Below are 24,931 nucleotides of genomic sequence, written 5' to 3'. Positions count from 1 at the left end.
TGTTTATGTTGTTATTCTTGCCAGTCAGGCGATGGTTTGCTGTTCGCTGCGGCGCGCCCGTTTCGCCAGATACATGGCTGCATCGGCCTGATCACACAGCACGCTGGCACTCATGCCCGCCTGATAGACGGCAAAGCCGACACTCACCTCTGCCACCAGCTGACGACCATCACGCAGCGCCACCGGTTCGCTCATCGCCTGCTGGATGCGGCCAATCACCTCTTCCACCTCATGCTGTCGCTGGAGTGGGCCAACCAGCACCGCAAACTCGTCACCACCGAGGCGAAACACCAGATCATCCGGACGCAGCTGATGTTGTACCCGTCTTGAGAGCGCGATCAGCACATCGTCACCGGCGTTGTGCCCCAGCGTGTCATTAATTTGCTTGAAGCGATCGCAGTCGAGATAGAGCAGTGCAAACCCCTCTTGCTCGCCGAGGGAGATGGCCTGCGCGAGCCGCGCTTCAAACAGGGCGCGATTGGGCAGTCCGGTGAGGGCATCGTGAGTCGCCTGATGGAGCAGGCTGGCATTTTCGCGGGCCTGCTGGGCCTGCCAGGCTTGCAGCTCGTCCAGCAGGGAGTTGAAGTCATCCCCCAGCTCGTTAATCTCGACAATATCGGCCGGTGGCGCCCGCATCCCCAGGGTGCGTTGTCGACGTACCGAGTGGGCGACAAGTGCCAGTTTGCGCAGCGGTGCGGTGATGGAGACCTGCATCCGGTCAGCCACATAGAGTGCCACCATGGCGCTCAGCATCAGGCAAACCACCATCGCCAGCAGCGCCGAGAGCAAAAACAGCAACAGATATTCACCGTGGCCGCGCAGCTCGATGGTGGCGATCTGCTCACCACCCCGCAGCATGGGGAGCTTGACAGGCCCCGGCATCAGCAGTTGGGCCAGATAGTCTTCGAGCGTCACCAGCGGGTTGCTTCTGGGGCGCTCCCAACTGGCAAGCAGCTGACCGTTGGTCAGCACGATAGTGGCTTGGGCCACCTCTTCCTTGGCAACGATGCCACTGAGCGCCTCGCTCGCCGCCTCCTCATCGTGGAACACCACCGCCGCCTCGGCGCTGTAGCTGATGGCGCGGGCTACCAGCTCCAGATTGTGGTCGGCGTAAAAACGCACTACCAGCAGGGCCACCAGAGTAAAAAAGAGTCCTGCCACGCTGACCGCTGTGATGGCGGCCACCAGATGGGTTCGCCCCAGGCTCTGACGCAGGGTCAGACGGCGGGGAGCCGCGCTCACCTGTCGTCTCATGGGACCCCCTTGTCGGCATGGGCCAGCTTGAGCACGGCGGGATGCACCCGCACGCCGCTCAGGGCCAGGGCATCGAGGTTTACTTTAAACCGCACCCGCACGCTGTCCGGCGAGGTCTGCAGGCAGAACACCGAGCTGGTGGAGCAGTCGTGGTTGTATTCGCTGATGCTGAGCACTGGGTGTCCCTGCAGGCGGGCAAACAGCGCAATCCGGGTCGGCTCGTCGAGCACCCCCAGATAGAGCACATCGCAGTGATCGCTGATGGCCGGATCGCTCGCCTCGTAACGATGGACCTGCACGGTACGGCCATTGGCCTGACGATCGATGGTAAAGAGGGCGCCGGCATATTCGGTCGGCGCCGCCACGCACATACGCAGCACCGCAGGCTCGGTGGGCCAGCGGGTGTAACTCATGATATCGAGCACCAGCTCCCTGACCGCCGTCGCCCGGCTCTCTGCGGCCGTTTCCGCCAGCGCGCGGGGCAACAGCAGGCCAAACGCAACCAACAGGAGCGCCAGACGGGCAGTTAAACGGGGGGGAAAGAGTAACAGCATGATCGGGAGGTAGTCGCCTTGACAATACCGCTGCTATGGCATTGCGGTTCGGGTACATGAACCCAGATAGTAAGTTGGCTGACACTGGCCTGACAAGTCTCACCCCGCCATCAACTACCGAGTTCGTGTAAAGAAAACGGAGAGCCCGTCTGGTAAAGGGCTCTCTGGTGGCAGGCAACAAGACGGAAATCACTTCTTGCTGATGCCGTATTCTCGCAGCTTGTTGGCGATGGCGGTATGCGACACGCCCAGGCGTTTGGCCAGCTGGCGCGTCGATGGGAAGGCGGGATAGAGCCGGGCCAGCAGCTGGCTCTCGAAGCGCTTCACCGCATCGTCGAGATTCCCCTCAAACCACTCGTCGATCAGCGGCATGGTATCGGCCGCCACCGGCAGGTCGATCTGCTCGGGCCCCAGTTCATCCCCTTCCAGCAGGGTCATGGCACGGTAGAGACAGTTGCGCAGCTGACGCACGTTGCCCGGCCAGCGGTAGGCGGTCAGGTAGTCGGCCATGTTGCGGGTAAAGCGCGGGCGCGGACGCTGCAATTCGCTGGCAAAGCGGGAGACAAACTGCTGGGCCAGCACCATGATGTCTGCTTTGCGCTCGCGCAGGGGCGGCAGCGCCAGACTGAGCACGTTGAGGCGATAGTAGAGATCCTCGCGGAAGGTTCCTTCGTGCACCAGATCCAGCAACTGCTTCTGGGTGGTGCAGATGAAACGCACGTTGACCTTCACCTCTTGCTCGTCACCGACCCGGCGGAACACCCCATCCTGCAACACCCGCAGGAACTTGGTCTGCAGATGGGGAGACATATCGCCGATCTCGTCCAGCATCAGGGTGCCGCCGCTCGCCAGCTCCAGCACGCCGCGCTTGCCCTCGGTGTTGTTGCCAAAGGCGCCGGGGGCATAACCAAACAGCTCGCTCTCGGCCACGTTATCGGGCATGGCGGCGCAGTTGAGGGCCATAAAGGGGTGGCTAGAGCGCAGGCTGGCCCCGTGACAAGCACGGGCCAGCAGCTCCTTGCCGGTGCCGGTCTCGCCGACGATCAGCAGCGGCGCGTCCTGCATCGCCAGTTTACGCGCTTGCGACAGCACCTCTTTCATCTTGGGACTCTCGGCCTGCAGATGCTCGAAGCCCCCCACTTCCACCGCATGGAGCGCGCTGAAGTGCAGGCCGACCCGACGGGCAGATTTGAGCACCACCACGGCACCGGCCAGCGCCTGCTTGCCGCGGGCTTCTGCCACGAACAGCGGCATCAGATCTGCCAGATACTCTTCGCCATTGAAACTGAGCTTGCAGGTCTGAGGCTTGATCTCGCTCGCCTCCAGCCAGCGGGTAAAGGAGAAACCCTTGACCAGCGAACCGAGCGCCACGCCGCGCACCTCCTCCACCGGCAAGCCGAGGGTGGTGAGTGCCGACTGGTTGGCCTGGGTCACCTTGCCCTTGCTGTCGAGAGAGAAAACCAGATCCGGCAGCGCCTTGAGCAGCGCCTCGATTTCGTGGTGCTCTCGCTCGGAAGGCATGTAAGGGATGGTCTTGACGTCGTAGACGCCGGGAATGCGGCGGATCTCCGGCATCAAATGCTGAAAATCACTGAACTCCAGCTCGGGAAAGTTGAGATAGATGATGCCTGAGGTATCGATTTCGATGCCGCGCAGATCGATATTGTGCTCCACCAAGCGGTCGAGCAGTTCCCGGGTCAGGCCCAGGCGGTCTTCACAGCTGACTTCAAGACGCATTCGGGACACACTTCCTAGCTAACTCTATGAATGAGCGGATAATACAGTCTCGATCCCCCCAGTGCGAGCGCCAGCCCATAAAAATGCGGGCCTGCCCCGCTTTCGCAGGCAGGCCCGGGTCAACCGATGACGCTGGTGTGGGGTGCGATTACCGGAGCAACTGATCGGTGCGCGCCGCCATGATGAAGTCGTTGCGATGCAAACCGCCGATCTTGTGGGTCCACCAGCTGACGGTCACCTTCCCCATTCGGTCAGAAATGCAGGAAGGGGGATACTCCGCCTCAACCTGTTCTCAGATTATCTGGGCAATTGATCTGTACGCGCAGCCATGATGAAGTCGTTGCGATGCAAACCGCCGATCTTGTGCGTCCACCAGCTGACGGTCACCTTCCCCCACTCGGTCAGGATGGCCGGATGATGGAACTCCGCTTCCGCCAGCTCGCCCAGGCGGTTGGTAAAGGCCAGCGCCTCCTTGAAGTTGCGAAACGTAAATTCCCGCCGCAGTTGCAGCGCCCCCTCCTCCACCAGCGGCTGCCAGTCGGGAATAAGCTGCATCAGCTCGCGCAGCTCCTCATCGCTCACCTTGGGGGCATCGGCGCGACACGCTTCACACTGTTGGCTGGCCAGTTCGGACATGGGTTACTCCTGCTTGAATTAATGAAAATGAAATAGGGTTGTTTGCTTTTGGTCAGCTCGCCTGTTTGCCAGCGGCAACCTCAAAGCGCGGCGGATAGAGACCAAGCCGACTGGCCTCCGCCAGAGCAGCCATGATCTCCTCCCCGGTCAGCTGGTAGAGATGATCGAGACTCGGCAGCACAAAATAGGTGGGCTGCATGATGTCGATGCGATACGGGGTGCGCAGCACAGTCATTAGATCGAAGGGTTGCAACAGCGGCTTGCCGGAAAGGGCATAAGCGGTCTCGCCGATGGAGGAGAGAATACCGCCACCGTAGATACGCAGCCCGTCCGGCGTTGCCAAGAGGCCAAACTCCACGGTGAACCAGTAGAGCCGCGCCAGAAAAACTCGCTGCTCCTTGCTCGCCTGCTGCCCCAACTGACCGTAGAGGTGGGTGAAGTGGGCAAAGGCCGGATTAGTCAACATGGCGCAGTGGCCGAAGATCTCGTGAAAGATATCCGGCTCTTGCAGGTAGTCGAGCTCGTCCCGGCGCCGGATAAAGGTGGCCACCGGAAACTGGCGATTGGCCAGCAGGGCGAAGAAGCGATCGAACGAGATAAGCGCAGGCACCGCCGCCACCGACCAGCCGGTCGCAGGCTGCAAGACGGCGTTGATCTCGGCCAGCTGGGGGATGCGATCACGGGGCAGCCCCAGTCTGTCGAGACCGGCCAGATACTCGTCACACCCCTTGCCAGCAAGAGCGGCGAACTGACGTTCGATCAGGATCTGCCAGGTACCGTGCTCTTCGTTGCTGTAGTGGATCACCCCGTCAGCATCCGGCTGGTGGGCGGTGTAGAAGGTTGCCATAGCGGTTCCATCCTCTGGCGCCACATCAGGCGCCTTGCCGTTTCATCACGGCTTCAATGTAACGAAATGGCAACAAAAAAAGCAGCCGACCCATGAGTCGGCTGCCGGAAACAGTTGTAAATAAATTGTGACAACCGCTATTAATCTCCAGCAGCCATCAAGGCTTATTGAGATACCCCGCCAGCTGGCCGATCAGCCGCTTGCGCAACTCGCCGAGTTTGGGTTTCTCGTCCGCACACCAGGGCAGCGGGCGGCACGCCTCTATGGTGCGCAGGCCAAGGCGAGCGGTGAGCAGCCCGGCCCCCACCCCTTGTGCGGCGCGGGCAGAGAGCTTGGCGGCAAACTCGGCGCCCAGCAAGTCCATCCCCACCTCGGTCACCAGCTCGGTGGCACCGGCGTAGAGCATGTTACGAAACACCTGACGGATGAGGCGTATGCGGCTCCAGTAGCCAAGTTCGATGGCATAGACATCGGCGATATCCTCGATCATCCGCAGGTTGCGCCACAACATCAGCATCATGTCGACGGTGGCGAGCGGGCTGAGCGCCACCAGCACAGCGGCCTCCCCCGACCATTTGGCCACCCGCGCCTGTGCCAGCTTGTCGCGCTCGGCGAGCACCAGCTGGCTATAGAGGGTCAGCACTTCCCGATCGCTGTGGCTCTCGTCGAGCTGGGCCAGCCAGGTCTGATACCCCTCGCGCCCCTTGTCGCCACTTTTGACCGCCAACCCTTCGCAAAAGGCTTGCCCCTGCCCGACTCCCTGATGAGCAAGCAGATCTTCTGCTCGCGAGCGCACATCCTGACGCCGCTTGAGGGTGCGCAGCCGCAGCCACTCGCGCCCCACCACGCTGGCGGTACCCGCCGCCACCAGCGCCGAGGCTGCAAGCCAGGCGCTGCCCCAGAGCGGGGTGGTGAGGAATTGATCGTAAAGAAAGGCGCCATACTGGCCCAACGAGAGCAGACCGACCGCCCCCAGCCCCCACGCCAGCAGCCGATGACGGCGACGCGGTTTGCTGACGAGGGCGCTCTCCACCTCGGTGAAATCGTCCAGCTCGTCGAGGCGCTCGAAGCTCGCCTCCTCCAGCCGCTGGGCCGTTGCGGGCGGTCGCTCGTCACTGGCCACCGTCATGGCAGGCTCAAGGATCACCTTGCCCTGCAGCGGTGGCCGCTCTTTTATCTGATCGTTCATCGCATTGTTCTCCTGTGCGCAGCCTTCGGCTCAGGTGCCAAGACCGCACACCGTTATTCGAGGTGATCCCCGAGCAGAAACTCCAGCGCCGCATCGAGCCGGATATGGGGCAGCGCCTGATGGGCGCTCATGGGCATGGGGCGAAACGCCTGAAAATCAAAGCCCTGACTGTTCCACCACTGCGCGGGCGGAATATGGGGCGGCACCTCCCCGGGGAACAGCAGCAGCGGCTCACCGCTTAGGCTGGTGCCGCGGATGGCGGGAAACTCGCGGCCATTGGCCACCCCCTTGCCCACCTCGGTCGCCTTGATGGCGGCGAGCGCCAGACACTCGGTAGTGATCCCCTCGAAACGGGCCTGGCCGCGGCCGCTGCGCACCAGATGCTGGAGCAGGGAGACCATGGGCGCATGCTGTTCGGGGGTGACGTGATCGGCCTTGCTCGCCACAAACAGCAGTTTGTCGATACGGGGCGAGAAGAGCCGCCGCCACCAGTTGCTCTTGCCGTAGGCAAAGCTCTCCATGATGCGGGCGATGGCCTGCTGCATGTCACCAAAGCTGGCTGCCCCGGCGTTGAGGGGCTGCAGGCAATCCACCAGCACGATCTGGCGATCGAAACCGGCAAAGTGCTGCTCATAAAAACCCTGCACCAGATGCTGCTTGTACTGCTCGAAGCGCTGCCTGAGGGTGGCGTAGAGGGTGCCATCGGCAGGCTCGCCGGCGGGCATCTCCCACACCCAGGGGACAAATTGCAGCATGGGGGCACCGGCATACTCCCCCGGCAAGACGAAGCGACCGGGCTGGATCAGGTGCAACCCCAACTCCTGTTTGCAGGCGTGCAGATAGGCGGTGTAGCGCTCGGCTAGCTCAGCCACCGGCCGCTCTTCGAAGCGCTGATCGACCTGCCACCCGGGTGTCAGCCAGCTGGCGGCAAGTGCCTGCAGCTCTGGGCGACGAAGCTGCTCGCGCACCTGTTCGCTCCACTGCTCGTAGCTCATCTCAAGGAGCGGCAAGTCGAGCAGCCACTCCCCGGGGTAATCCACCAGATCCACGTAGAGGGTGGAGATCTCCCCCAGATGCTTGCGCAGGGGGTGACGGGTGCGATAACGAATTTCGAGGCGTACCTCAGCCACGCCGCGGGTGGGCTCGGGCCAGGCTGGTGGATCGCCAAACAGGGAGTCGAGGCCACGCTCGTAGGCAAAGGTGGGGATGTGGGCATTGAGCTGCGGCACCCGGCGGGCGCCGAGGATGCGCCCTTGACGCAGGGCATCCCACAACGGCAAACGGCCATCGATGGCCGAGTGTTCCAGCTGGTTAACCAGCGCCGTGATAAAGGCGGTTTTGCCGCTGCGAGAGAGGCCGGTCACCGCCAGCCGAATATGGCGATCCCGCACCCGGTTCACCACGTCGTTCGCCTTGTGTTGCAGGCGAGTCAACTTCTGTTCCAGTTTATTGAGTATCAAGGCTTGATCCGTTCTCCCTTGGTGGTTGCATCTGGATAGCTGGTGTCGATGGTGGCGCATCACGGGAAGCGCCGCCATCGACATGGGTGCTTCAGCAAGAACTACAGCTTGCGAAACTCCCGCTGCAGGGTGAACTCCCTGGAGGTCACCAGTTTCTCGATCCGCTGAACTCTGGGCTCCAGCGCGTCAAGTTCCTGCGCGATACGACCCAGCGCCTGATGAGGGGTGATCCCCGCCTGCCAGCTGCGCGCCTTCATCCGCACCTCGGCAAAGTCGGCATCCTCTTGCGAGTAGAGGGTGACCGGCTTTTTGTCGAGCAGGAACCAGGCGGCGATATAGGCGGTGAAGGTGATGAAACCGGCGAAGATAAGGCCACTGATGGCGAGCAGCCGCACGATCCAGGTCTCCACCCCGAAATACTCAGCCAAACCGGCACAGATCCCGGCTATCTTGCCACGCTGGGGATCACGATAGAGGTTACGCCCTTCACGACTGACACTGCTCATACCTTGTTCCTCCAACCGGGTACTTCCGCATCCAGAATTGATTCCAGCGCGCCCACTCGCTCCTGCATCTTCTCGGTGCGAGCCAACAGCCCTTGCAGCTGTTCCCGCTCGCTATCAGCAAGACCGGCGCCAATCCGCCCCTTGGCACGATAGTGCAGCACCAGCCAGATGGGGGCTACCACCACCATGAAGACCACCATGGGAACCATCAATACGCCCAGCAGATCTTCCATCTGTTACTCCCCCTGTTTGCCTTCGCTTTTGCTGTCGCCCTGGCCCAGCTTCTGGCGCATCGCTTCCAGCTCGCGGCTTATCTGATCGTCAACTTCCAGCTCGGCAAACTGCTGCGCCAGCGCCTTGTCGGACTGTCCCAGATCGGCGCGCGCTTCCATTTCGTCGATGCGACGCTCCATCCGCTCAAACTTGCTCACCACCGCCTGGCTCTCGCCACGGGCTACCTGGCTCTGCACATTGAGACGGCTGCTGGCCGCTTCAGTGCGAATGGCCATCGCCTTTTGACGGGCGCGGGCATCTTCCAGCTTGGCTTCGAGCTGACGGATCTCTTCACCCAGCTTCTCGATGCCGCTATCGACCGCTTGCTGCTCGCGGTAGAGGGTCTCTGACAACTCGGTCTGTTTCTTCTTTTCGATAAGGGCGGCGCGGGCGAGATCTTCACGCCCTTTGGTCAGGGCCAGCTCGGCCTTGGCTTGCCACTCGTCGACCCGCTCCTGATGACGGGCGACCTGACGACCAATCTCTTTCTGGCTGGCGAGGAAGCGGGCCAGATTGGAACGTTCCTTGACCAGCTCGTCCTCCATCTCCTGGATGATCAGGCGCACCATCTTCTGGGGATCTTCTGCCTTGTCGAGCAGGGCCGTCAGGTTGGAATTGATGATGTCGGCCAGACGGGAAAAAATACTCATGATTGCACTCCTGTTATTGGCATGGCGTTGTTTCTCCATTGACAATGGCAACTTGTGTGCCAATCTGGAACAAAATTTAACTTGTTGATTTATATGGGGCAGAATAGCCGGATTGCAAGATGCCTCGCGCAAGAGATGATTAAAATCACCAACTTTTGGTAAGATTGACCAGCTTTTACAACTGACAGGGATCACTATGACCACGGCCACGGAAAGCCTGCTGGGGGAATCCAACGCATTTCTCGAGATCATTGAGCAGGCCTCACGGCTCGCCCCGCTGCGCAAACCCGTGTTGATCATCGGTGAGCGGGGGACGGGCAAGGAGCTGATCGCCCACCGCCTACATTATCTCTCGGCACGCTGGGATCAAAGCTTTGTCACCATCAACTGCGCCACCCTGAGTGAGAGCCTGCTGGAGACCGAGCTGTTCGGTCACGAAGCGGGGTCGTTTACCGGTGCAGCCAAGCGCCATCAGGGCCGCTTCGAGCGGGCCGATGGCGGCACCCTATTCCTCGACGAGCTGGCCACCACCAGCGCCCGGGTGCAGGAGAAGCTGCTGCGGGTCATCGAGTATGGCGAGTTCGAGCGGGTGGGTGGGGCCAAGCCCCTCAAGGTGGATGTGCGACTGGTCTGCGCCACCAACGAGGATCTCCCTGCGCTGGCCGACAAGGGGCAGTTTCGCCACGATCTGCTCGACCGGCTCGCGTTTGATGTGATCACCCTCCCCCCCTTGCGGGAGCGGCGGGAAGATATCCTGATGCTGGCGGAGCACTTCGCCCACAGCATGACCCGGGAGCTGGGCTATCCGCTGTTTGCCGGTTTCTCGCGCAAGGCAACCCAGCTACTGCTGGATTACCACTGGCCGGGCAACGTGAGAGAGCTGAAGAACGTGGTGGAGCGCAGCATCTATCGTCAGGGCAATCCCCAGCTGCCGCTCTCGACCCTGGTGCTCAACCCGTTTGATTCCCCCTGGCGACCACAGGTCACGCAACCTGCGCAAGAGGCCCGAAGCGAGGTACAATCTGCATCCCCCCTCGCCTTGCCGCTCGATCTCAAGCAGGCGGTGGCGGAGTACGAGATTAATTTACTCAAGCAAGCGATGCAGCAATCCCAGTATAATCAGCGCAAAGCCGCTCAACTGCTGGCCTTAAGCTATCACCAGTTCCGTGGCATGCTACGCAAATATCAGCTGCTGGATGGCGATAACGATGCAGAACAAGAGTGAAGGAGTGCGGTTGATGCCGACTCCAGCAACACGCCAGCCTTCGCGCTGGCACATTTGTATCAAAACGTGCGTACAAAACCCCTATAAGAACATGGTTCAACAATGAGAATGCTCACACCCTTGCTGCTGGGTCTGCTGGTGCTGGTCACCGGCTGCCAGAAGCAACCCGAGGCCTCCAAAACCGGACTCATCTATTGTGCTGAGGGATCCCCCTCTCCTTCAATCCCCATGTTTCCAACTCCGGGGTGACACTGGATGCCAGTGCCCGTCCGCTCTACGACCGCCTGCTGGAGGTGAACCCCAACACCCTGGCGCTGGAGCCGGCGCTCGCCACCAACTGGCATGTCAGCGAGGATGGCCTCACCTATACCCTGACCCTGCGCAAGGGGGTGACGTTTCACCATACCCCCTGGTTCAAGCCCACCCGCACCTTCAATGCCGATGACGTGGTCTTCACCTATGCCCGCCAGCTTGACGAGCAGCACCCCTACCACAATGTCTCCGGCGGCGATTACCCCTACTTCTACAGCCTGGGGCAAGACCTGCTGATCAAACGGGTGAGCAAGAAGGGGCCGCAGACGGTAGTGTTCGAGCTGAACCAGCCAAACGCCTCCTTCCTCGCCACCCTGGCCAGCGACTATGCGGTGATCCTCTCCGCCGAATACGCCGAGCAGATGTTGCAGGCAGGCACCCCGGCCCTGCTGGATAGCCGCCCCATCGGCACCGGGCCGTTCAGCTTCAAGGAGTATCGCCACAACGAGTTCATTCGCTATCTGCGCCACCCCGGCTATTGGGGCGGCGATGCCAAGATTGAACAGCTGGTCTACGACATTACCCCCAAATCCGCCAAACGGCTGGCCAAGCTGCTGACCGGCGAGTGCGACGTGATGAGCACCCCTTCCGCCAGCCAGCTCTCGGTGATCAAGCAAAATCCGGCACTGAGCCTCTCGGTCCAGTCGGGGATGAACGTCGCCTTTTTGGCCCTCAATACCCGCAAGCCGCCGTTCAACAACGTCAAGGTGCGTCAGGCCATTGCCAGCGCCATCAATATCGACAACCTGCTTCAGGCGGTCTATTTCGATACCGGCCTGCCCGCCAACAGCCTGCTGCCGACCCTCTCATGGGGGTACAACCCCAGCCTGCCCGAGCGCAAACCCGATCTGAAACGGGCGCGCCAGCTGCTCAAGGAGGCGGGTCTGGAGAAAGGGTTCGAGATGCAGGTGCTGGTACAACCGGACGCCCGCCCCTACAACCCGGATGCGGTCAAGACCGCCCAGCTGATCCGCAGCGATCTGGCCAAGGTCGGGATCAAGCTCAAGATCGTGCAACGGGAGTGGCCGGTGATCGAAGGCCGCCTCACCAAGGGGCAGTACGACAGTCTGCTCTCCGGCTGGATTGCCGATAACGCCGATCCGGACAACTTCTTCCGCCAGCTGCTGAGCTGCTCGGCAGTGGAGCGGGGCAATAACTACAGCCGCTGGTGTAGCCCGGCCTTCGATCAGTTGCTGGATGATGCGGTCACCACGCCCCAGCTCTCGTTCCGGCTGCGTAACTACTACTATGCCCAGACCCTGCTTAACGAACAGCTGCCGCTGATCCCGCTGGCGCACGCCTTGCGTACCCAGGTCAGCCGCAGCGACATCGAGGGGCTGACGCTGATGCCCTTTGGCGGCACCTCCTTCAACCAGGCTCACAGGGAGTAAGCATGCTTCTATACACCTTGCGCCGCATCAACCTGCTGCTTATCACTCTACTGGCGCTGACCTTTGTCGCCTACCTGCTGGACTATCGGCTGATCGGCAATCAGCTCAGCTTCTGGAGCGGCTATCCCGACTTCCTGCGCCGCATTTTCGCAGGTGACCTGGGGCTCTCCAGCGTCTCCGGGCTACCGGTGCTGGACGAGATCCGCCACTACTTCCCGGCGACCCTGATCCTCTGTCTGGCGGCGTTCGCCATCTCATTGCTGGTGGGCATTCCCCTCGGCACCCTGGCGGCCCTGTCACAGGGCAAGACGCTGGATCTCTCCATCATGACTGCCGGTCTTATCGGCTATGCGGTGCCGGTATTCTGGCTGGCGCTGCTGGTGGTAATGCTCTTTTCGCTGGATCTCGGCTGGTTGCCAGCCTCCGGGCAGATCAGCCTGCTCTACGACGTCCCCCCCATTACCGGCATCGCGGTGATCGATGTGCTGCTCAGCAACGAGCCCTGGCGGCAAGCGGCGCTGCATGATGCCCTGCGCCACCTGATCCTTCCGTCACTGGTGCTGGCGGTAGTGCCTACCACCGAGGTGATCCGCCATGTACGCAGTTCCCTCATCGACGTGATGAAGCAGAACTACATCAAGGCGGCGGCGAGCCGGGGCCTTTCCAAGGCGCAGATCGTCTGGCGCCATGGTCTGAAGAACGCCCTGCCGCCGGTACTGCCGCTGCTGGGTCTGCAACTGGGCAGCGTGCTCACCTCCGCCATGATCACCGAGGTGGTGTTCGAGTGGCACGGGATCGGCCGCTGGCTCATCAGCAGCATCGCCCTGCAGGATTACGCCGCCATTCGCGGCGCGACCCTGGTGGTGGCCAGTTTCGTGATCCTGACCAGCGTCAGCACCGAGTTGCTGACCACCCTTATCTATCCGGCACGGCGCAAAGAGTTGTATGCCAAACAAGATTGAACGCGCTCATGGCGTGACCAGGAGCCAGGTATCCTATGCAAGATAAATCGAACATCTATCCCGAGCTCAAGATCCTCTCGCCCCTTGAGCAGACGTGGGCCTCCTACAGCCGCAATCCGCTGGCGATGGCAGGGCTTTGGTGCTTTTTGCTGTTGCTGCTCATCACGCTGGTGGGGCCGCTGGTCGTCCCCTATGGCATCGATGAACAGCACACCGACAAGCTGCTGCTGGCCCCCTCATGGGCTGCGACCGGCAACATCGACTATTTCCTCGGCACCGACGATCTGGGGCGCGACATGCTCTCCCGGCTGGTGGTGGGGGCGCGCCTCACTTTCGGCTATGCGCTGGTCGTGGTGGTGATCGCCATGGTGGTGGGTTCCGCCATCGGCATCCTCGGCGGCATGAGCAAGGGGCTCAAGTCGAGCGTACTGCACCACCTGCTCGATACCCTGCTCTCCATCCCCTCCCTGCTGATGGCCATCATCATGGTCGCCATCATGGGGCCGGGTTTTGGCAATACCCTGATAGCCATTACCCTGGCGTTGATCCCGCCCTTTATCCGGGCCACCTACAACGCGGTGCATGCCGAAATGCAGAAGGAGTACATCACCGCCAGCCGCCTCGATGGCTCCCCCCCCTTCCGGATCATGCGGCTGGCTATTTTGCCCAACATTGTCGAAACCCTGGTGGCCCAGACCACCCGCACCTTGTCGGCAGCTATTCTCGATATCTCGGCGGTCGGTTTTCTCGGCCTCGGCGCCCAATCTCCCCAACCGGAGTGGGGCACCATGCTGGCCGATTCGAGCGACCTTATCTATCTCGCCCCCTGGACCGTCACCCTGCCCGGCATCGCCATCCTGTTCAGCGTGCTGGTGACCAATTTAGTTGGTGAAGGCATTCGCGAAGCACTTAAAGAGGGGAACGACTGATGCCGCTGCTCGATATTCGCAATCTCACCATCGAGATCGACACCCCGCAAGGCAAGGTCAAGGCGGTGGACAAGGTGAGCCTGACCCTGACCGAGGGGGAGATCCGCGGTCTGGTGGGTGAATCCGGCTCAGGTAAAAGTCTGATCGCCAAAGCGATCGTCGGCATCGAGAAGGACAACTGGACGGTACGTGCCGACCGGATGCGCTTCAACGACATGGATCTGCTGACCATGGCTCCCAAGGAGCGCCGGCGCATCATGGGTCGCGAGATCGCCATGATCTTCCAGGACCCAATCAGCTGTCTCGACCCGTCCGAGGAGATCGGCACCCAGCTGGAAGAGGCGATCCCGACCGATTCGTTCGAGGGGCAATTCTGGCAACGCTTCCAGTGGCGCAAGAAGAAGGCCATCGCCCTGCTGCACCGGGTCGGCGTCAAGGATCACCGCAAGGTGATGCGCGCCTATCCCCACGAGCTGTCGGATGGCATGTGCCAGAAGGTGATGATCGCCATGGCCATTGCCAACCAGCCGCGTCTGCTGGTAGCCGACGAGCCCACCAGCGCCATGGAGTCCACCACCCACTCCCAGATCCTGCGACTGCTGGACAAGATGAACAAGCTGGGCAATACCACCATCCTGATCATCAGTAACGATATCGCCGCCATCGCCAACCTGACCGATACCATCAACGTGATGTACTGCGGCCAGATGGTGGAGGTAGGCACCCGGGAGCAGATCCTCGAGACCCCGCATCACCCCTATACCGATGCCCTGCTCAAATCGATCCCCGACTTTGACAAGCTGGTGCGCCACAAGTCGCGCCTCGAGACCCTGCCCGGCGTCATCCCGCCGCTGCAACACCTGCCCATCGGCTGCCGTCTGGGGCCGCGCTGCCCCTATGCCCAGAAGCAGTGCGTGCAAACTCCGTTGATGAACAAGATCAAGGGCCATCAGTTCAGCTGTCACTTCCCGCTGAACATGGAGGAGCCAAAAAAATGATGACCGTTAATGCCCCCATGAAGGAGCCCCGCTTGTGATCGAGCCATCCCTGTTGCAGGTCAGAGGCCTTAGCAAAACCTACCAGAACCGCACCGGTCTGTTCCGTCGTCAGGCGGTGGAGGCGATCAAGCCCCTCTCGTTCGATCTCGAAGTGGGTCAGACCCTCGCCATCGTCGGCGAAGCTGGCTCCGGCAAGAGTACCCTCGCCCGCATTCTGGCCGGGATGATCGAACCCACCAGCGGCGACATCGCCATCGACGGCCAGCTGATGGTGCATGGCGATTACCAGACCCGCTGCAAACTGCTGCGGATGATTTTTCAGGATCCCAACACCTCGCTGAACCGCAAGATCCGGGTCGGCCAGATCCTGGAGACCCCGCTGCGCCTCAACACCGAGATGACTGAAGAGGAGCGCCGTGAGAAGGTGGTGCAAACCCTGCGTATGGTGGGGATGCTGCCGGACCACGCCCTGTTCTATCCGCAGATGCTCTCCTCCGGTCAGCAGCAGCGGGTGGCGCTGGCGCGCGCGCTGATCCTCAACCCCAAGATAGTGGTGGCCGATGAGGCGCTCTCCACCCTGGATATCTCGGTACGCTCCCAGATCATCAACCTGCTGCTGGAGATGCAGGAGACCATGGGACTGAGTTATGTGCTGGTAGCCAACGATTTGGGTATCGTCAGCCATATCAGCGACGAGGTGCTGGTAATGCACGAAGGTCGGGTGGTGGAGCGCGGCAAGACCCTCAAGGTGTTTGCCGATCCCCAGCATGAGGTGACTCGCCGTCTCATCCAGAACTACAACAACGAATACCGCAAATAGAGAGGCGCTGGCCACCTCCCTTGCCGCTGTGTTTCGCCGAGCTCACTCGGCAGGATCAAAAAAGCCCACTGCATGCAGTGGGCTTTCTGTTACCAGCGTTGCTGCTTAGGCTTGCAGCAGCAGACGGTTGATGCGGGAGACGAAGCTCGCCGGATCGTTCAGCCCGCCCTGCTCGGCCAGCTGGGCCTGTTCGTGCAGCAGGGTGACCCACTCACCGAACAGCGCCTCGTCTTCGATGGTGTCGAGTTTCTTCACCAGCGCATGGTCAGGGTTGAGCTCCAGAATGTACTTCTGCTCCGGTACCGGCTGGCCGGCCGCTCGCATCAGCTTGATCATCTGGGTGCTCATACCGTAGGCGTCGGTGACGATGCAAGAGGGGGAGTCGGTCAGACGGTGAGTGACACGCACCTCTTTCACTGCATCGCCCAGGCTCTTCTTGACCCGCTCAACCAGACCGGCGTTGGCCTTCTCGGCCTCTTCCTGCGCCTGCTTGGATGCTTCATCTTCCAGATCGCCGAGATCCAGTTCGCCACGGGTGACGGAGATAAGCTGCTTGCCGTCGAACTCGGTCAGGTGGCTCATCAGCCACTCGTCCACCCGCTCCCACATCAGCAGCACTTCGACACCCTTCTTGCGGAAGATCTCGAGGTGCGGGCTGTTCTTGGCAGCGGCATAGGAGTCAGCAGTGATGTAGTAGATCTTCTGCTGGCCTTCCTTCATGCGGCCAACATAATCCTCGAGAGAGACGGTCTGGGCTTCGCCTTCACCAGCGGTGCTGGCAAAGCGCAGCAGTTTGGCGATCTCTTCGCGGTTGGCGTAATCCTCGGCCGGGCCCTCTTTGAGCACGTTACCGAACTCGCTCCAGAACTTGGCGTACTTCTCGGCATCATCCTTGGCCAGCTTGGAGAGCATGGTCAGAACGCGCTTGGAGCAAGCCTTGCGCAGAGAGGCAGTCACCTTGTTGTCCTGCAGGATTTCACGGCTGACGTTGAGCGGCAGATCGTTGGAGTCCAGCACCCCTTTGACGAAGCGCAGGTAGGTCGGCATAAACTGCTCGGCATCGTCCATGATAAAGACGCGCTGTACGTAGAGCTTCAGGCCGTGCTTCTGCTCACGGTTGTAGAGGTCGAACGGTGCGCGGGCCGGTACGTAGAGCAGGCTGGTGTACTCCTGCGCCCCTTCCACCCGGTTGTGACCCCAGAGCAGCGGATCTTCAAAGTCGTGGGCGACGTGCTTGTAGAACTCCTGATACTCCTCGTCCTTGATATCTTTCGGGTTGCGGGTCCACAGTGCAGTGGCGCGGTTGACCTGCTCCCACTCACCCGGGGTGCCGACGATGGTTTCACCATCCTCTTCGCGATCCGGGGTGCCCTCTTTGTACATTTCCACCGGCACGCTGATGTGGTCGGAGTATTTGCTCACCACGGAGCGCAGACGCCAGTCGTCGAGGAACTCGTCCTCTTCGGCACGCAGGTGCAAGATAACGTCGGTACCGCGACCCTCTTTGGTCACGTCAGCCACGGTGAAGGAGCCTTCGCCTTCCGATTCCCACTGCACGCCCTGCTCCGGAGCAGTACCGGCGGCGCGGGACACCACGGTCACCTTGTCGGCAACAATAAAGGCGGAGTAGAAACCGACCCCGAACTGACCGATCAGCTGGGAGTCACGACCCTGATCGCCAGAGAGGTTTTTGAAGAATTCTGCGGTGCCGGACTTGGCGATGGTACCCAGGTGCTCGATCACCTGATCACGGGTCATACCGATCCCGTTATCAGAGATGGTCAGGGTACGCTTCTCTTTGTCCACCACCAGGCGCACACGCAACTGGCCGTCGTTTTCGAACAAAGAGGCATCGGAAAGCGCCTTGAAGCGCAGCTTGTCCGCCGCATCGGATGCGTTGGAGATCAGCTCGCGCAGGAATACTTCTTTGTTGGAGTAGAGGCTGTGAGCCATCAGGCTCAGCAGTTGTTTGACTTCAGTTTGAAAGCCGTGGGTTTCGGCATGAACACTTTGGGTCATGGACCAATCCTCAGAAACATCGGGTTGAACATACGCCTAACCTAGATGGGGACAGGGATCCAAATATCAAGGGGGCGAATGTGCAATCCTGCTCATTCACCCCCTTTTTCCATTCAACTGCCGATTTTCTGATCAAGCCGCAAAGATACAGCCCTATACCGCCCCCTTATTTGAGACGCTGACGCCCCATCAGGGAGTGGGAGAGCGTGGTGCCATCCACCAGCTCCAGCTCGCCCCCCACCGGCACGCCATGGGCGATGCGGCTCACCTCCACCCCGGCGGCACGGGCCATATCGGCGATATACCAAGCGGTGGCATCCCCCTCGATGGTGGGGTTGGTGGCGAGGATCAGTTCGCTGATCGCCTCATCTTTCAAGCGGCGCTCCAGAATATCGAGCCCCAACTCCTCCGGGCCAATACCATCGAGCGGGGAAAGATGGCCCATCAGCACAAAGTAACGACCGGAAAACTGGCCGGTCTGCTCGATGGCGGCAACGTCCGCCGGGCTCTCCACCACGCAGAGCAGGCCGTTCTCTTCCCGCTTGGGATTGGCGCAGATATCGCAGCGATCGTTCTCGGTAAAGGTGCGGCAGTGGCTGCAATGACCAATCTCGGTCAGGGCGCGGGAGAGCAACTGGGCCAGCCGCAAACCGCCGCTGCGCTCACGCTCGAGCAGGGTAAAGGCCATCCGCTGGGCAGACTTGGGCCCCACCCCCGGCAGCACCTGCAGGGCTTTCATCATCTCGTCGAGCAGGGGACTGAACTTCATAACACTCCTTACACGGGCCTGCCCCTCGCCACCACCAGGGCCACGACGGGTCAGCAAAACAGGATAACGCCATTGGCGCAGGACTATACCCGAGCCCGCCGCCCATCGCCATCGGCTTGCCCACAGAGCCCGCTAAAAACGCGGATAGCAAAAAGCCCTGATGGAAACATCAGGGCTTTTCAATCTGGCAGTGCATGTGGTGTGAGCGTCAAATTCGCAGCAGCAAATCATCGACTATTCTGCATTGCCACTTTTTAAGACTGTAGTGGTCTAATCATCCCGGACACCATTTTAGGTGGTACACGCCACCATGACCTGAGGTGTTCAATGACAAGATTACGTCGCTCATTTACTGCCGAATTCAAACTCGAAGCCGCATCCCTGGTGCTCGACCAAGAATATTCTGTCCCTGAAGCCAGCCGTTCACTGGATGTCGGTGAAACCGTACTGCGCTGCTGGGTTCAGCAACTGCAATCCGAACGCTGTGGTACAACCCCCATCGGAAAAGCACTGACTCCGGAGCAGCAAAAAATTCAGGAGCTGGAAGCCCGCATCAACCGGCTCGAACGTGAGAAGGACATTCTAAAAAAGGCTACTGCTCTCTTGATGGCGGACGAGTTCACACGTACGCGCTGATAGACCAATTAAGAGAGCAAGCCCCCATCACTCTGGTCTGCTGCGCTTTCGATGTTCCCACCTCCTGTTTTTACGATTATCTGGCCCGCAGGCGGACGATTAACCGTGAGCGCATGCAACAGCGCTCTGAGTTGCGCCGTTTGTTCAAAGAGAGCAGGGATTCGGCTGGCAGCCGTGCCTTGATGTCGATGATGCGGGAGTTGGGGTATCAGATTGGTCGATTCAAAGTACGTAACCTGATGAAGGAGGCCGGGCTGGTATCCAAACAGCCGGGCGCACACCGCTATAAGGTGGCACAGTCTGAACGACCGGATATTCCCAATCTGCTGGTCCGTGAATTTGATGTTCCGCAACCCAATCAGGTGTGGTGTGGTGTGGTGTGGTGATATTACCTACGTCTGGGTCGGAGGTTGTTGGCATTACCTGGCCGCAGTGCTCGACCTTCATACCAGGCGGGTCGTGGGCTGGGCGATGTCTGACAAGCCTGATGCAGCACTGGCCATCAAAGCATTGGAGATGGCCTATCAGCAGCGGGGTTGCCCCTCTGGTGTGTTGTTTCACTCCGACCAGGGCAGCCAATATGGCAGTAGGGCATTTCGGCAACGACTGTGGCGCTATCGCATGACCCAGAGCATGAGTCGGCGTGGCAACTGCTGGGAACGCCCCGATGGAACGGTTGTTCAGAAGCCTGAAGTCAGAGTGGCTCCCGGCTATGGGATATATGAGCTTGCGGCAGGCAAAGCGGGATATCAGTTACTACCTGATGGATTACTACAACTGGCGGCGTCCACATCAACACAATGATGGAATACCGCCAGCAAAAGCCGAGACTCGGCCTAACCAAGTGTCCGGATTTAGTTGACCACTACACCTTGGCGGGGCTAGTCGAGGACTCGATGGGGGAAGCAATGGATTGGGAGGGCGTAAGAGATGCAGCAAATCCCGCAGCTTTGAAAGCGTCTAGATCGGCGCGGATCCAGCGATAGAAACTGCGGGGTGTAGTATCGGCAGGGGGAGCCGCGATAAGTGCACGAGTACGAGCTGCCACTGCTAGGTTGCGGTCTACGGCGAGCTGACGATCTTTGGTGCAAAGGGAAGTACGGATAGCGAAGGGCAAGCCACGGTCACGTAGTGACTTAGACAGCGGGAGACGAGTGTAGTAGGTGCCGGAGGCATTTTTACTCAGATACATGATTGTTCCACCCAGTTGATCCAGGAAAAAATCACGTAAGCCTAGAAATGAAAAAACCCTTGAAATTCAACTGGCTATATTTGGCGGTGAGGGAGGGATTCGAACCCTCGATACGTTGCCGTATACACACTTTCCAGGCGTGCTCCTTCAGCCACTCGGACACCTCACCAAATTTTTGCTCACTGCTTTATGTGCTTGAGCTGCACATTCGCTGGCGGACCATGCCGCGGCGACGGGGCGTAATGTAAGGGATACGATGGCTTTTGGTCAATGCAATTTTTTACTTTTTGCGTTCGTTTGCTCAATATCCGAACCAAGTGACCAAAAATATGCCGTTTCGTATCCCTTTCAATCAATTTACTGCCGCTTCGTGCAAATGTTCACCTTTGAGCGCTTCTTCCAGCGAGCCGTAAAATTCCAGCTTGCCGGGCTGCGGCCGCACCTTGGCACGGGCCAGGGTCTTGAGCGGTTGGAACTGCAACTCGGCCACCCGCAACTCGACACCGGCTTTAACCATCTGCTTGCCAAAGTGGAGGAAGGCAGACAGGCCGCCCGCATCGAGGATGGAAACCGCCTCCATCTGCAACACCAGCACCTTGTGCCCTTTCACTTGTGATTCCAGCTCGGCAAAGACCCGTTCGGCCGCTGCGAAGAAGAGCGGGCCGTTGATCTTGTAGAGCAGGCCATTGTTCGGCACCTCATGGGCATAGCGCTTGTGCTCGGCCAAATCGTGCAGTTTGGTCATCTTGGCGATTTCGCGCATAAAGAGCAGGGATGCCAGGATCACCCCGAAGGTGATGGCGATGACCATGTCGAAGATAACGGTGAGCGACAGGCAGACCAGCAGCACCAGCACATCGGATTTGGGCGCGCGGCGGATCAGCTCCACCACCTTGTGCGCTTCACTCATGTTCCAGGCCACGATGAGCAACAAGGCAGCCATGGCCGAGAGCGGCAACCAGGAGAGCCAGGGGGCCAGCACCAGAATGGCGGCCAGCACCACCAGCGCATGGACGATCCCCGAGACGGGGGACGTAGCGCCTGCACGCACGTTAGCGGCAGAGCGAGCGATGGCGGCGGTAGCGGTAATGCCGCCAAAGAAGGGGGCGAAGATGTTGCCAAGCCCCTGCCCCACCAGCTCGGCGTTGGAGCTGTGTTTGCGACCGGTCATGCCATCGAGCACCACGGCGCAGAGCAGCGACTCGATCGCCCCCAGCATCGCCATGGAGAAGGCGGCAGGCAGCAGCCGCTCAACAGCCGCCAGGTTCCATTCAACCGGCAAGCCATCCGGTCCGGGCAAGGCCCAGGGCATCACCAGGGTTGGCGCGATGGGCGGGATCCCCATCCCCTGGGTGCCATCGGCCAGGGTATAGCTGAACTTGCTGCCGATGGTGGCCACGTCCACCCCAAAGTAATGGAGGCCAAAACCCAGACCCACCCCGACCAGCACCGCGGGCAAGTGGCCGGGCACCGGCAGACGCAGGCGCGGCCAGAGCAGCAGCACGGCCAGCGTTGCGACCCCCACCAGGGTATCGCCCCACTGCCAACTTGGCAGGGCGGCGGTCAGCGCCTCGACCTTGCCCAGATAGGTTTCCGGCATCTCGGGCACGCTCAGTCCAAAGAAGTCCTTGATCTGCAAGGTGGCGATCACGATGGCGATACCACCGGTAAAGCCCAGCGTCACTGACGGGGGAATGTACTCGATAAGGCGGCCAAGACGGGCCATCCCCATCGCCACCAGAAAAAGTCCGGAGATGAGCGTCGCCATCAACAGACCGCCAACCCCGAACTGCTGCGCAACCGGATAGAGGATCACCACAAAGGCAGCGGTCGGGCCGGAGATGGAGTAGCGGGAGCCACCGGTCACGGCGATCACGATACCAGCGATGATGGCGGTATAGAGACCGTGTTGCGGCGGTACACCGCTGGCGATGGCCAGTGCCATGGCGAGCGGGATGGCGATGATGCCCACCGTCACACCGGCGATAAGATCACGGCCGAAGCGGGCCATGCTGTAGGGTTCATCAATACAGGACTGGCGTAAGGCTATGGCGAGCTTCACGCTATTTAAAGAGGCTTGCTTGTGCATGTATATCGTAATACCAGAAGAGGGAGATAAAGGCCGGAGAGATCCGGCGCCCGATCATCATCAAGGGCCGGCAGGGCTGTCGACGCGGCGATGGTATCCTGCGTAACCTTACTCCAGACGGGCCATTTTTTCGATGGGCAGGATCAATGAAACGCGCGCTCACCCATTATTTGGCCTATTTGCCGCCAAATCGCCGATGTTGACGATTGCTCTGCCCCATTTAGCCGCAAAGATAACCACTTGAGTCTTATTGGCTTGCCAGCACGTTCGCGACATCATGCTGTCATCATCAGGTTGATGCGAACCGAGCCAATAACCCCTGCGTCGGTTGGGGGCGGTGATGGCAAGAGACTGATTGTGCTGAAAATAAACCGCAAAGCACAACTTTTGGGCAAACAGTCCGAAAATCCGGTTTTCGGGAAATTCGCGGGTTGACACCCGTCTCCCTGGTCATTAATATTCGCCCCGTCTTAACGAGACAGGCAATTCCTCCTTAGTTCAGTCGGTAGAACGGCGGACTGTTAATCCGTATGTCACTGGTTCAAGTCCAGTAGGAGGAGCCACTTTTCCCTCGTAGTTCAGTCGGTAGAACGGCGGACTGTTAATCCGTATGTCACAGGTTCAAGTCCTGTCGAGGGAGCCAAATTCTAAAGCCCACCCTTTTGGCTGGGCTTTTTCGTATCTGCCTCAGAAGAGTCTAGAGAAGCCTGGATTACTCATCCCCACACTGGGGGCTGTCACGTCCACAAACAGGTCAATACCACGCCACAACCGAGCATGTTCACGGAGTGCTTGCTGATAGGCCCAAGTAGCGATGGCAGTAGAACGCTCGGCATCGACGCTCACCAGAGGGGCCAGCTCGTCCGTGAGGTACGCCCCGTGAGTCAGGATATTCTGCTCGTACCAAGCATCCCTGTGCTCGGGAGCGGCAAGAAAATCCCGTTTGCTCCGGTTACAGTTGGCGTGTGCCAGTACGAAGTTGTGGCCCAAATCGATTGGATAACGACGCCAGGGGATGAAATGGTCTACCTCACCACTCCCGTGTATCGCCTTGTTACAGTAAAAACAGGTTCCCCCCTGCAAGTCCCTCAATACCTCTCCTACTCGCCCCAGCGCCTGACGGCTTGAACCAAATAGAAAATTCTCCAACCCCACACTGGGGCCAATCAGTGGCTGATTACCCTTGATGTCGCAGATAAGCTGTAACCAATGCTGTCGGGAGAGGGAGACCACCAGATCGTAAAAGCGGTGGAGACAGTAGAGTATACCGGGGTTCAGGCAGATATGATCCGCGCCCCTTTGATGAGGATAGAGGTGGCACTCCTCTCGCCCACCCAGGATCTGCAGACGCCACAAGGGCCCCTCAACAAGGATGCGCCGAACTCGGGCAAGAAGAGGCCGCCAGGCGTCGTGACGACGCAGTGCAGTTACCGAGCGGACACCCTCTTCACGCAACCGGGACAACTCCGTCAGCATGATGGCCTGACGACCGCTGCTCTGTTTGAGCAAGGTGGCCGTTTCTCCCGTCGCCGAGTAGGGCAGACTGTGCTGCCAATAGAGCTCCACAAACTTGGTGGCCAGTTCGTCCAGCGTAATGGTGCGCGCCGCAGTCAGATCATGGGTCTCGCTGCTGCGCTCAATCGCGATATCTGCAATCCCGTGGAGCAAGGCGCACTTGTAAGTGGCAACAAAATCGCCTTCGGTAAAGATGCGTTGCAAATAAGCAATAAAGGCGAGTTGCTGATCAGGAGAGGCGTGCATGCTCGCCCCCAAGGATCAGACTCTGCCAACTCAACCCGGTACGCGCCAAGGCATCCCCCTGTGGTTCTGACACATGGAGCAGTGTCATCCCCTCCGCCAATGCAAGCCGCTCCACTTCATCGACAGCTACCGGATACATGGCTCGCTCCCGCATCTCCTGCTCCGAGATAACCAGGCGCAGACTCAGTACCAGATAACCATCTGGTGAGAGCAGCTCATGGAGACGTGCCAGAGCCAAGGGACGAGACTTCGGGGGTAGATGCATCCAGACAGCACTGAGCAAAATCAGATCAAAAGTACCGGTCACGCCAGAGAGAGCAGGCATAGCGTCATTGACCCACGCCACCGCAGCCTCATAGGTATGACATTGCCCCTGCGCAGCAAGTGCCTGACATGGCTCGACAGCGACCACCATATTGCCCTGATGGAGCTCGGCTAAAAACGCGGCATCACGACCACTGCCGGCCCCTACATCGAGTAACCTGCGCGGTGCCGCAAGGAGCCAAGGCTCCAGCAGTGTGAGCCAGTCGCCGTGAACGGCGCGCGCAGATACCTGTTGGTAACGAGTCGTCAATTCGGTGGCATGGCACTGGTAGTAGTCGAGGGACACAATGCGTTCCGAACGGAGAAGGAAGCAAAATAATCTCACAAGATCAGTTAGTTGGCCATGGCCAGAACGACACTTTCCCAACATGAACGATTAATCGGGCAGCGGCATTTAC

22 protein-coding genes, 3 tRNA genes and 2 pseudogenes are annotated in these 24,931 nt (G+C 60.0%); 9 read left to right on the top strand and 18 right to left on the bottom strand.

Annotation, left to right across the window (positions count from 1 at the left end; translation table 11 throughout):
- Positions 1–24 precede the first annotated feature (24 nt).
- From ACTG2S_RS10480 to pspA, 11 genes are all read right to left on the bottom strand, one after another.
- Positions 25–1,254, bottom strand: coding sequence for a diguanylate cyclase domain-containing protein (locus ACTG2S_RS10480; RefSeq protein WP_005333644.1), 1,230 nt, complete (start codon positions 1,252–1,254; stop codon positions 25–27).
- Complete coding sequence (locus ACTG2S_RS10475; protein ID WP_110303194.1) at positions 1,251–1,808, bottom strand: YfiR family protein; 558 nt, start codon at positions 1,806–1,808, stop codon at positions 1,251–1,253. Before ACTG2S_RS10475 ends, ACTG2S_RS10480 begins: the two co-directional genes overlap by 4 nt.
- Positions 1,809–1,997: 189 nt before the next feature.
- Entirely contained in the window at positions 1,998–3,545 is a 1,548-nt protein-coding gene (tyrR, locus tag ACTG2S_RS10470) for a transcriptional regulator TyrR (protein WP_005333656.1), read from the bottom strand.
- Between the two features lie 148 nt (positions 3,546–3,693).
- Positions 3,694–3,792 (bottom strand): 4a-hydroxytetrahydrobiopterin dehydratase, encoded by a 99-nt coding sequence (locus tag ACTG2S_RS10465; protein WP_274160936.1) that lies wholly within the window; start codon positions 3,790–3,792, stop codon positions 3,694–3,696.
- A 50-nt stretch (positions 3,793–3,842) separates the two neighbouring features.
- On the bottom strand, positions 3,843–4,181 hold the full coding sequence (locus tag ACTG2S_RS10460; RefSeq protein WP_005352635.1) for a 4a-hydroxytetrahydrobiopterin dehydratase: 339 nt from the start codon (positions 4,179–4,181) through the stop codon (positions 3,843–3,845).
- A 52-nt stretch (positions 4,182–4,233) separates the two neighbouring features.
- Complete coding sequence (gene phhA / locus ACTG2S_RS10455; RefSeq protein WP_274160935.1) at positions 4,234–5,028, bottom strand: phenylalanine 4-monooxygenase; 795 nt, start codon at positions 5,026–5,028, stop codon at positions 4,234–4,236.
- A gap of 157 nt (positions 5,029–5,185) precedes the next feature.
- Positions 5,186–6,217, bottom strand: coding sequence for a YcjF family protein (locus ACTG2S_RS10450; RefSeq protein WP_274160934.1), 1,032 nt, complete (start codon positions 6,215–6,217; stop codon positions 5,186–5,188).
- Positions 6,218–6,270: 53 nt separating this feature from the next.
- A complete protein-coding gene (locus ACTG2S_RS10445; protein ID WP_274160933.1) occupies positions 6,271–7,677 on the bottom strand; it encodes a YcjX family protein in 1,407 nt (468 codons plus the stop codon).
- A 101-nt stretch (positions 7,678–7,778) separates the two neighbouring features.
- Positions 7,779–8,183: an envelope stress response membrane protein PspC gene (gene pspC / locus ACTG2S_RS10440; protein ID WP_005333670.1), complete on the bottom strand. Its 405-nt coding sequence runs from the start codon at positions 8,181–8,183 to the stop codon at positions 7,779–7,781.
- Complete coding sequence (gene pspB / locus ACTG2S_RS10435; protein ID WP_005333672.1) at positions 8,180–8,416, bottom strand: envelope stress response membrane protein PspB; 237 nt, start codon at positions 8,414–8,416, stop codon at positions 8,180–8,182. Before pspB ends, pspC begins: the two co-directional genes overlap by 4 nt.
- A gap of 3 nt (positions 8,417–8,419) precedes the next feature.
- Complete coding sequence (gene pspA / locus ACTG2S_RS10430) at positions 8,420–9,106, bottom strand: phage shock protein PspA (protein WP_005361184.1); 687 nt, start codon at positions 9,104–9,106, stop codon at positions 8,420–8,422.
- A gap of 196 nt (positions 9,107–9,302) precedes the next feature.
- On the opposite strand from pspA, the gene pspF reads away from it, so the two are divergent.
- From pspF to ACTG2S_RS10400, 6 genes and pseudogenes are all read left to right on the top strand, one after another.
- Positions 9,303–10,331, top strand: coding sequence for a phage shock protein operon transcriptional activator (gene pspF, locus ACTG2S_RS10425; protein ID WP_005333674.1), 1,029 nt, complete (start codon positions 9,303–9,305; stop codon positions 10,329–10,331).
- Positions 10,332–10,439: 108 nt separating this feature from the next.
- Positions 10,440–12,034, top strand: a pseudogene (gene sapA / locus ACTG2S_RS10420) (ABC transporter substrate-binding protein SapA).
- A 2-nt stretch (positions 12,035–12,036) separates the two neighbouring features.
- Complete coding sequence (locus tag ACTG2S_RS10415) at positions 12,037–12,996, top strand: ABC transporter permease (RefSeq protein WP_021231386.1); 960 nt, start codon at positions 12,037–12,039, stop codon at positions 12,994–12,996.
- Positions 12,997–13,031: 35 nt separating this feature from the next.
- Positions 13,032–13,925, top strand: coding sequence for an ABC transporter permease subunit (locus tag ACTG2S_RS10410; RefSeq protein WP_005333677.1), 894 nt, complete (start codon positions 13,032–13,034; stop codon positions 13,923–13,925).
- Positions 13,925–14,923 carry a peptide ABC transporter ATP-binding protein gene (locus ACTG2S_RS10405; RefSeq protein ID WP_439982466.1) on the top strand — a complete coding sequence of 333 codons (999 nt, stop codon included), beginning with the start codon at positions 13,925–13,927 and terminating at the stop codon, positions 14,921–14,923. Before ACTG2S_RS10410 ends, ACTG2S_RS10405 begins: the two co-directional genes overlap by 1 nt.
- 34 nt (positions 14,924–14,957) lie before the next feature.
- Entirely contained in the window at positions 14,958–15,743 is a 786-nt protein-coding gene (locus ACTG2S_RS10400; protein WP_005333681.1) for a peptide ABC transporter ATP-binding protein, read from the top strand.
- A gap of 105 nt (positions 15,744–15,848) precedes the next feature.
- On the opposite strand, the gene htpG is transcribed toward ACTG2S_RS10400, so the two are convergent.
- Together htpG and recR are read right to left on the bottom strand one after the other, a co-directional pair.
- Positions 15,849–17,762, bottom strand: coding sequence for a molecular chaperone HtpG (htpG, locus tag ACTG2S_RS10395; protein WP_439982464.1), 1,914 nt, complete (start codon positions 17,760–17,762; stop codon positions 15,849–15,851).
- 166 nt (positions 17,763–17,928) lie between these two features.
- Positions 17,929–18,531, bottom strand: a complete 603-nt coding sequence (gene recR, locus ACTG2S_RS10390; RefSeq protein ID WP_005346280.1) for a recombination mediator RecR — start codon at positions 18,529–18,531, stop codon at positions 17,929–17,931.
- 327 nt (positions 18,532–18,858) lie between these two features.
- On the opposite strand from recR, the pseudogene ACTG2S_RS10385 reads away from it, so the two are divergent.
- A pseudogene (locus ACTG2S_RS10385) lies at positions 18,859–20,029 on the top strand (IS3 family transposase).
- A gap of 411 nt (positions 20,030–20,440) precedes the next feature.
- Here the strand turns inward: ACTG2S_RS10385 and ACTG2S_RS10380 are convergent.
- The 3 genes from ACTG2S_RS10380 to ACTG2S_RS10370 form a co-directional block, all read right to left on the bottom strand.
- Positions 20,441–20,528 (bottom strand) — tRNA-Ser (locus tag ACTG2S_RS10380).
- Between the two features lie 183 nt (positions 20,529–20,711).
- Positions 20,712–22,448 (bottom strand): C4-dicarboxylic acid transporter DauA, encoded by a 1,737-nt coding sequence (gene dauA / locus ACTG2S_RS10375; RefSeq protein WP_274160432.1) that lies wholly within the window; start codon positions 22,446–22,448, stop codon positions 20,712–20,714.
- A gap of 159 nt (positions 22,449–22,607) precedes the next feature.
- The gene (locus ACTG2S_RS10370; RefSeq protein WP_240533571.1) at positions 22,608–22,886 is read right to left on the bottom strand and encodes a hypothetical protein; all 279 of its coding nucleotides are present in this window, start codon (positions 22,884–22,886) and stop codon (positions 22,608–22,610) included.
- Positions 22,887–22,935: 49 nt separating this feature from the next.
- Here ACTG2S_RS10370 and ACTG2S_RS10365 point away from each other — a divergent pair.
- Both ACTG2S_RS10365 and ACTG2S_RS10360 read left to right on the top strand, forming a co-directional pair.
- A tRNA-Asn gene (locus tag ACTG2S_RS10365) sits at positions 22,936–23,011 on the top strand.
- A gap of 4 nt (positions 23,012–23,015) precedes the next feature.
- A tRNA-Asn gene (locus tag ACTG2S_RS10360) sits at positions 23,016–23,091 on the top strand.
- Between the two features lie 44 nt (positions 23,092–23,135).
- Here ACTG2S_RS10360 and ACTG2S_RS10355 read toward each other — a convergent pair.
- Together ACTG2S_RS10355 and ACTG2S_RS10350 are read right to left on the bottom strand one after the other, a co-directional pair.
- Entirely contained in the window at positions 23,136–24,209 is a 1,074-nt protein-coding gene (locus tag ACTG2S_RS10355; protein WP_274160431.1) for an HNH endonuclease, read from the bottom strand.
- Positions 24,193–24,819, bottom strand: a complete 627-nt coding sequence (locus tag ACTG2S_RS10350) for a class I SAM-dependent methyltransferase (RefSeq protein ID WP_274160430.1) — start codon at positions 24,817–24,819, stop codon at positions 24,193–24,195. Before ACTG2S_RS10350 ends, ACTG2S_RS10355 begins: the two co-directional genes overlap by 17 nt.
- Between the last annotated feature and the right edge of the window lie 112 nt (positions 24,820–24,931).

Origin of the sequence: Aeromonas sp. 82P, from assembly GCF_051919365.1 — a bacterium.
Lineage (GTDB): Bacteria > Pseudomonadota > Gammaproteobacteria > Enterobacterales > Aeromonadaceae > Aeromonas > Aeromonas veronii.
Note: the sequence above shows the minus strand (reverse complement) of the source record. Positions and strands in the feature narration are given on the sequence as shown.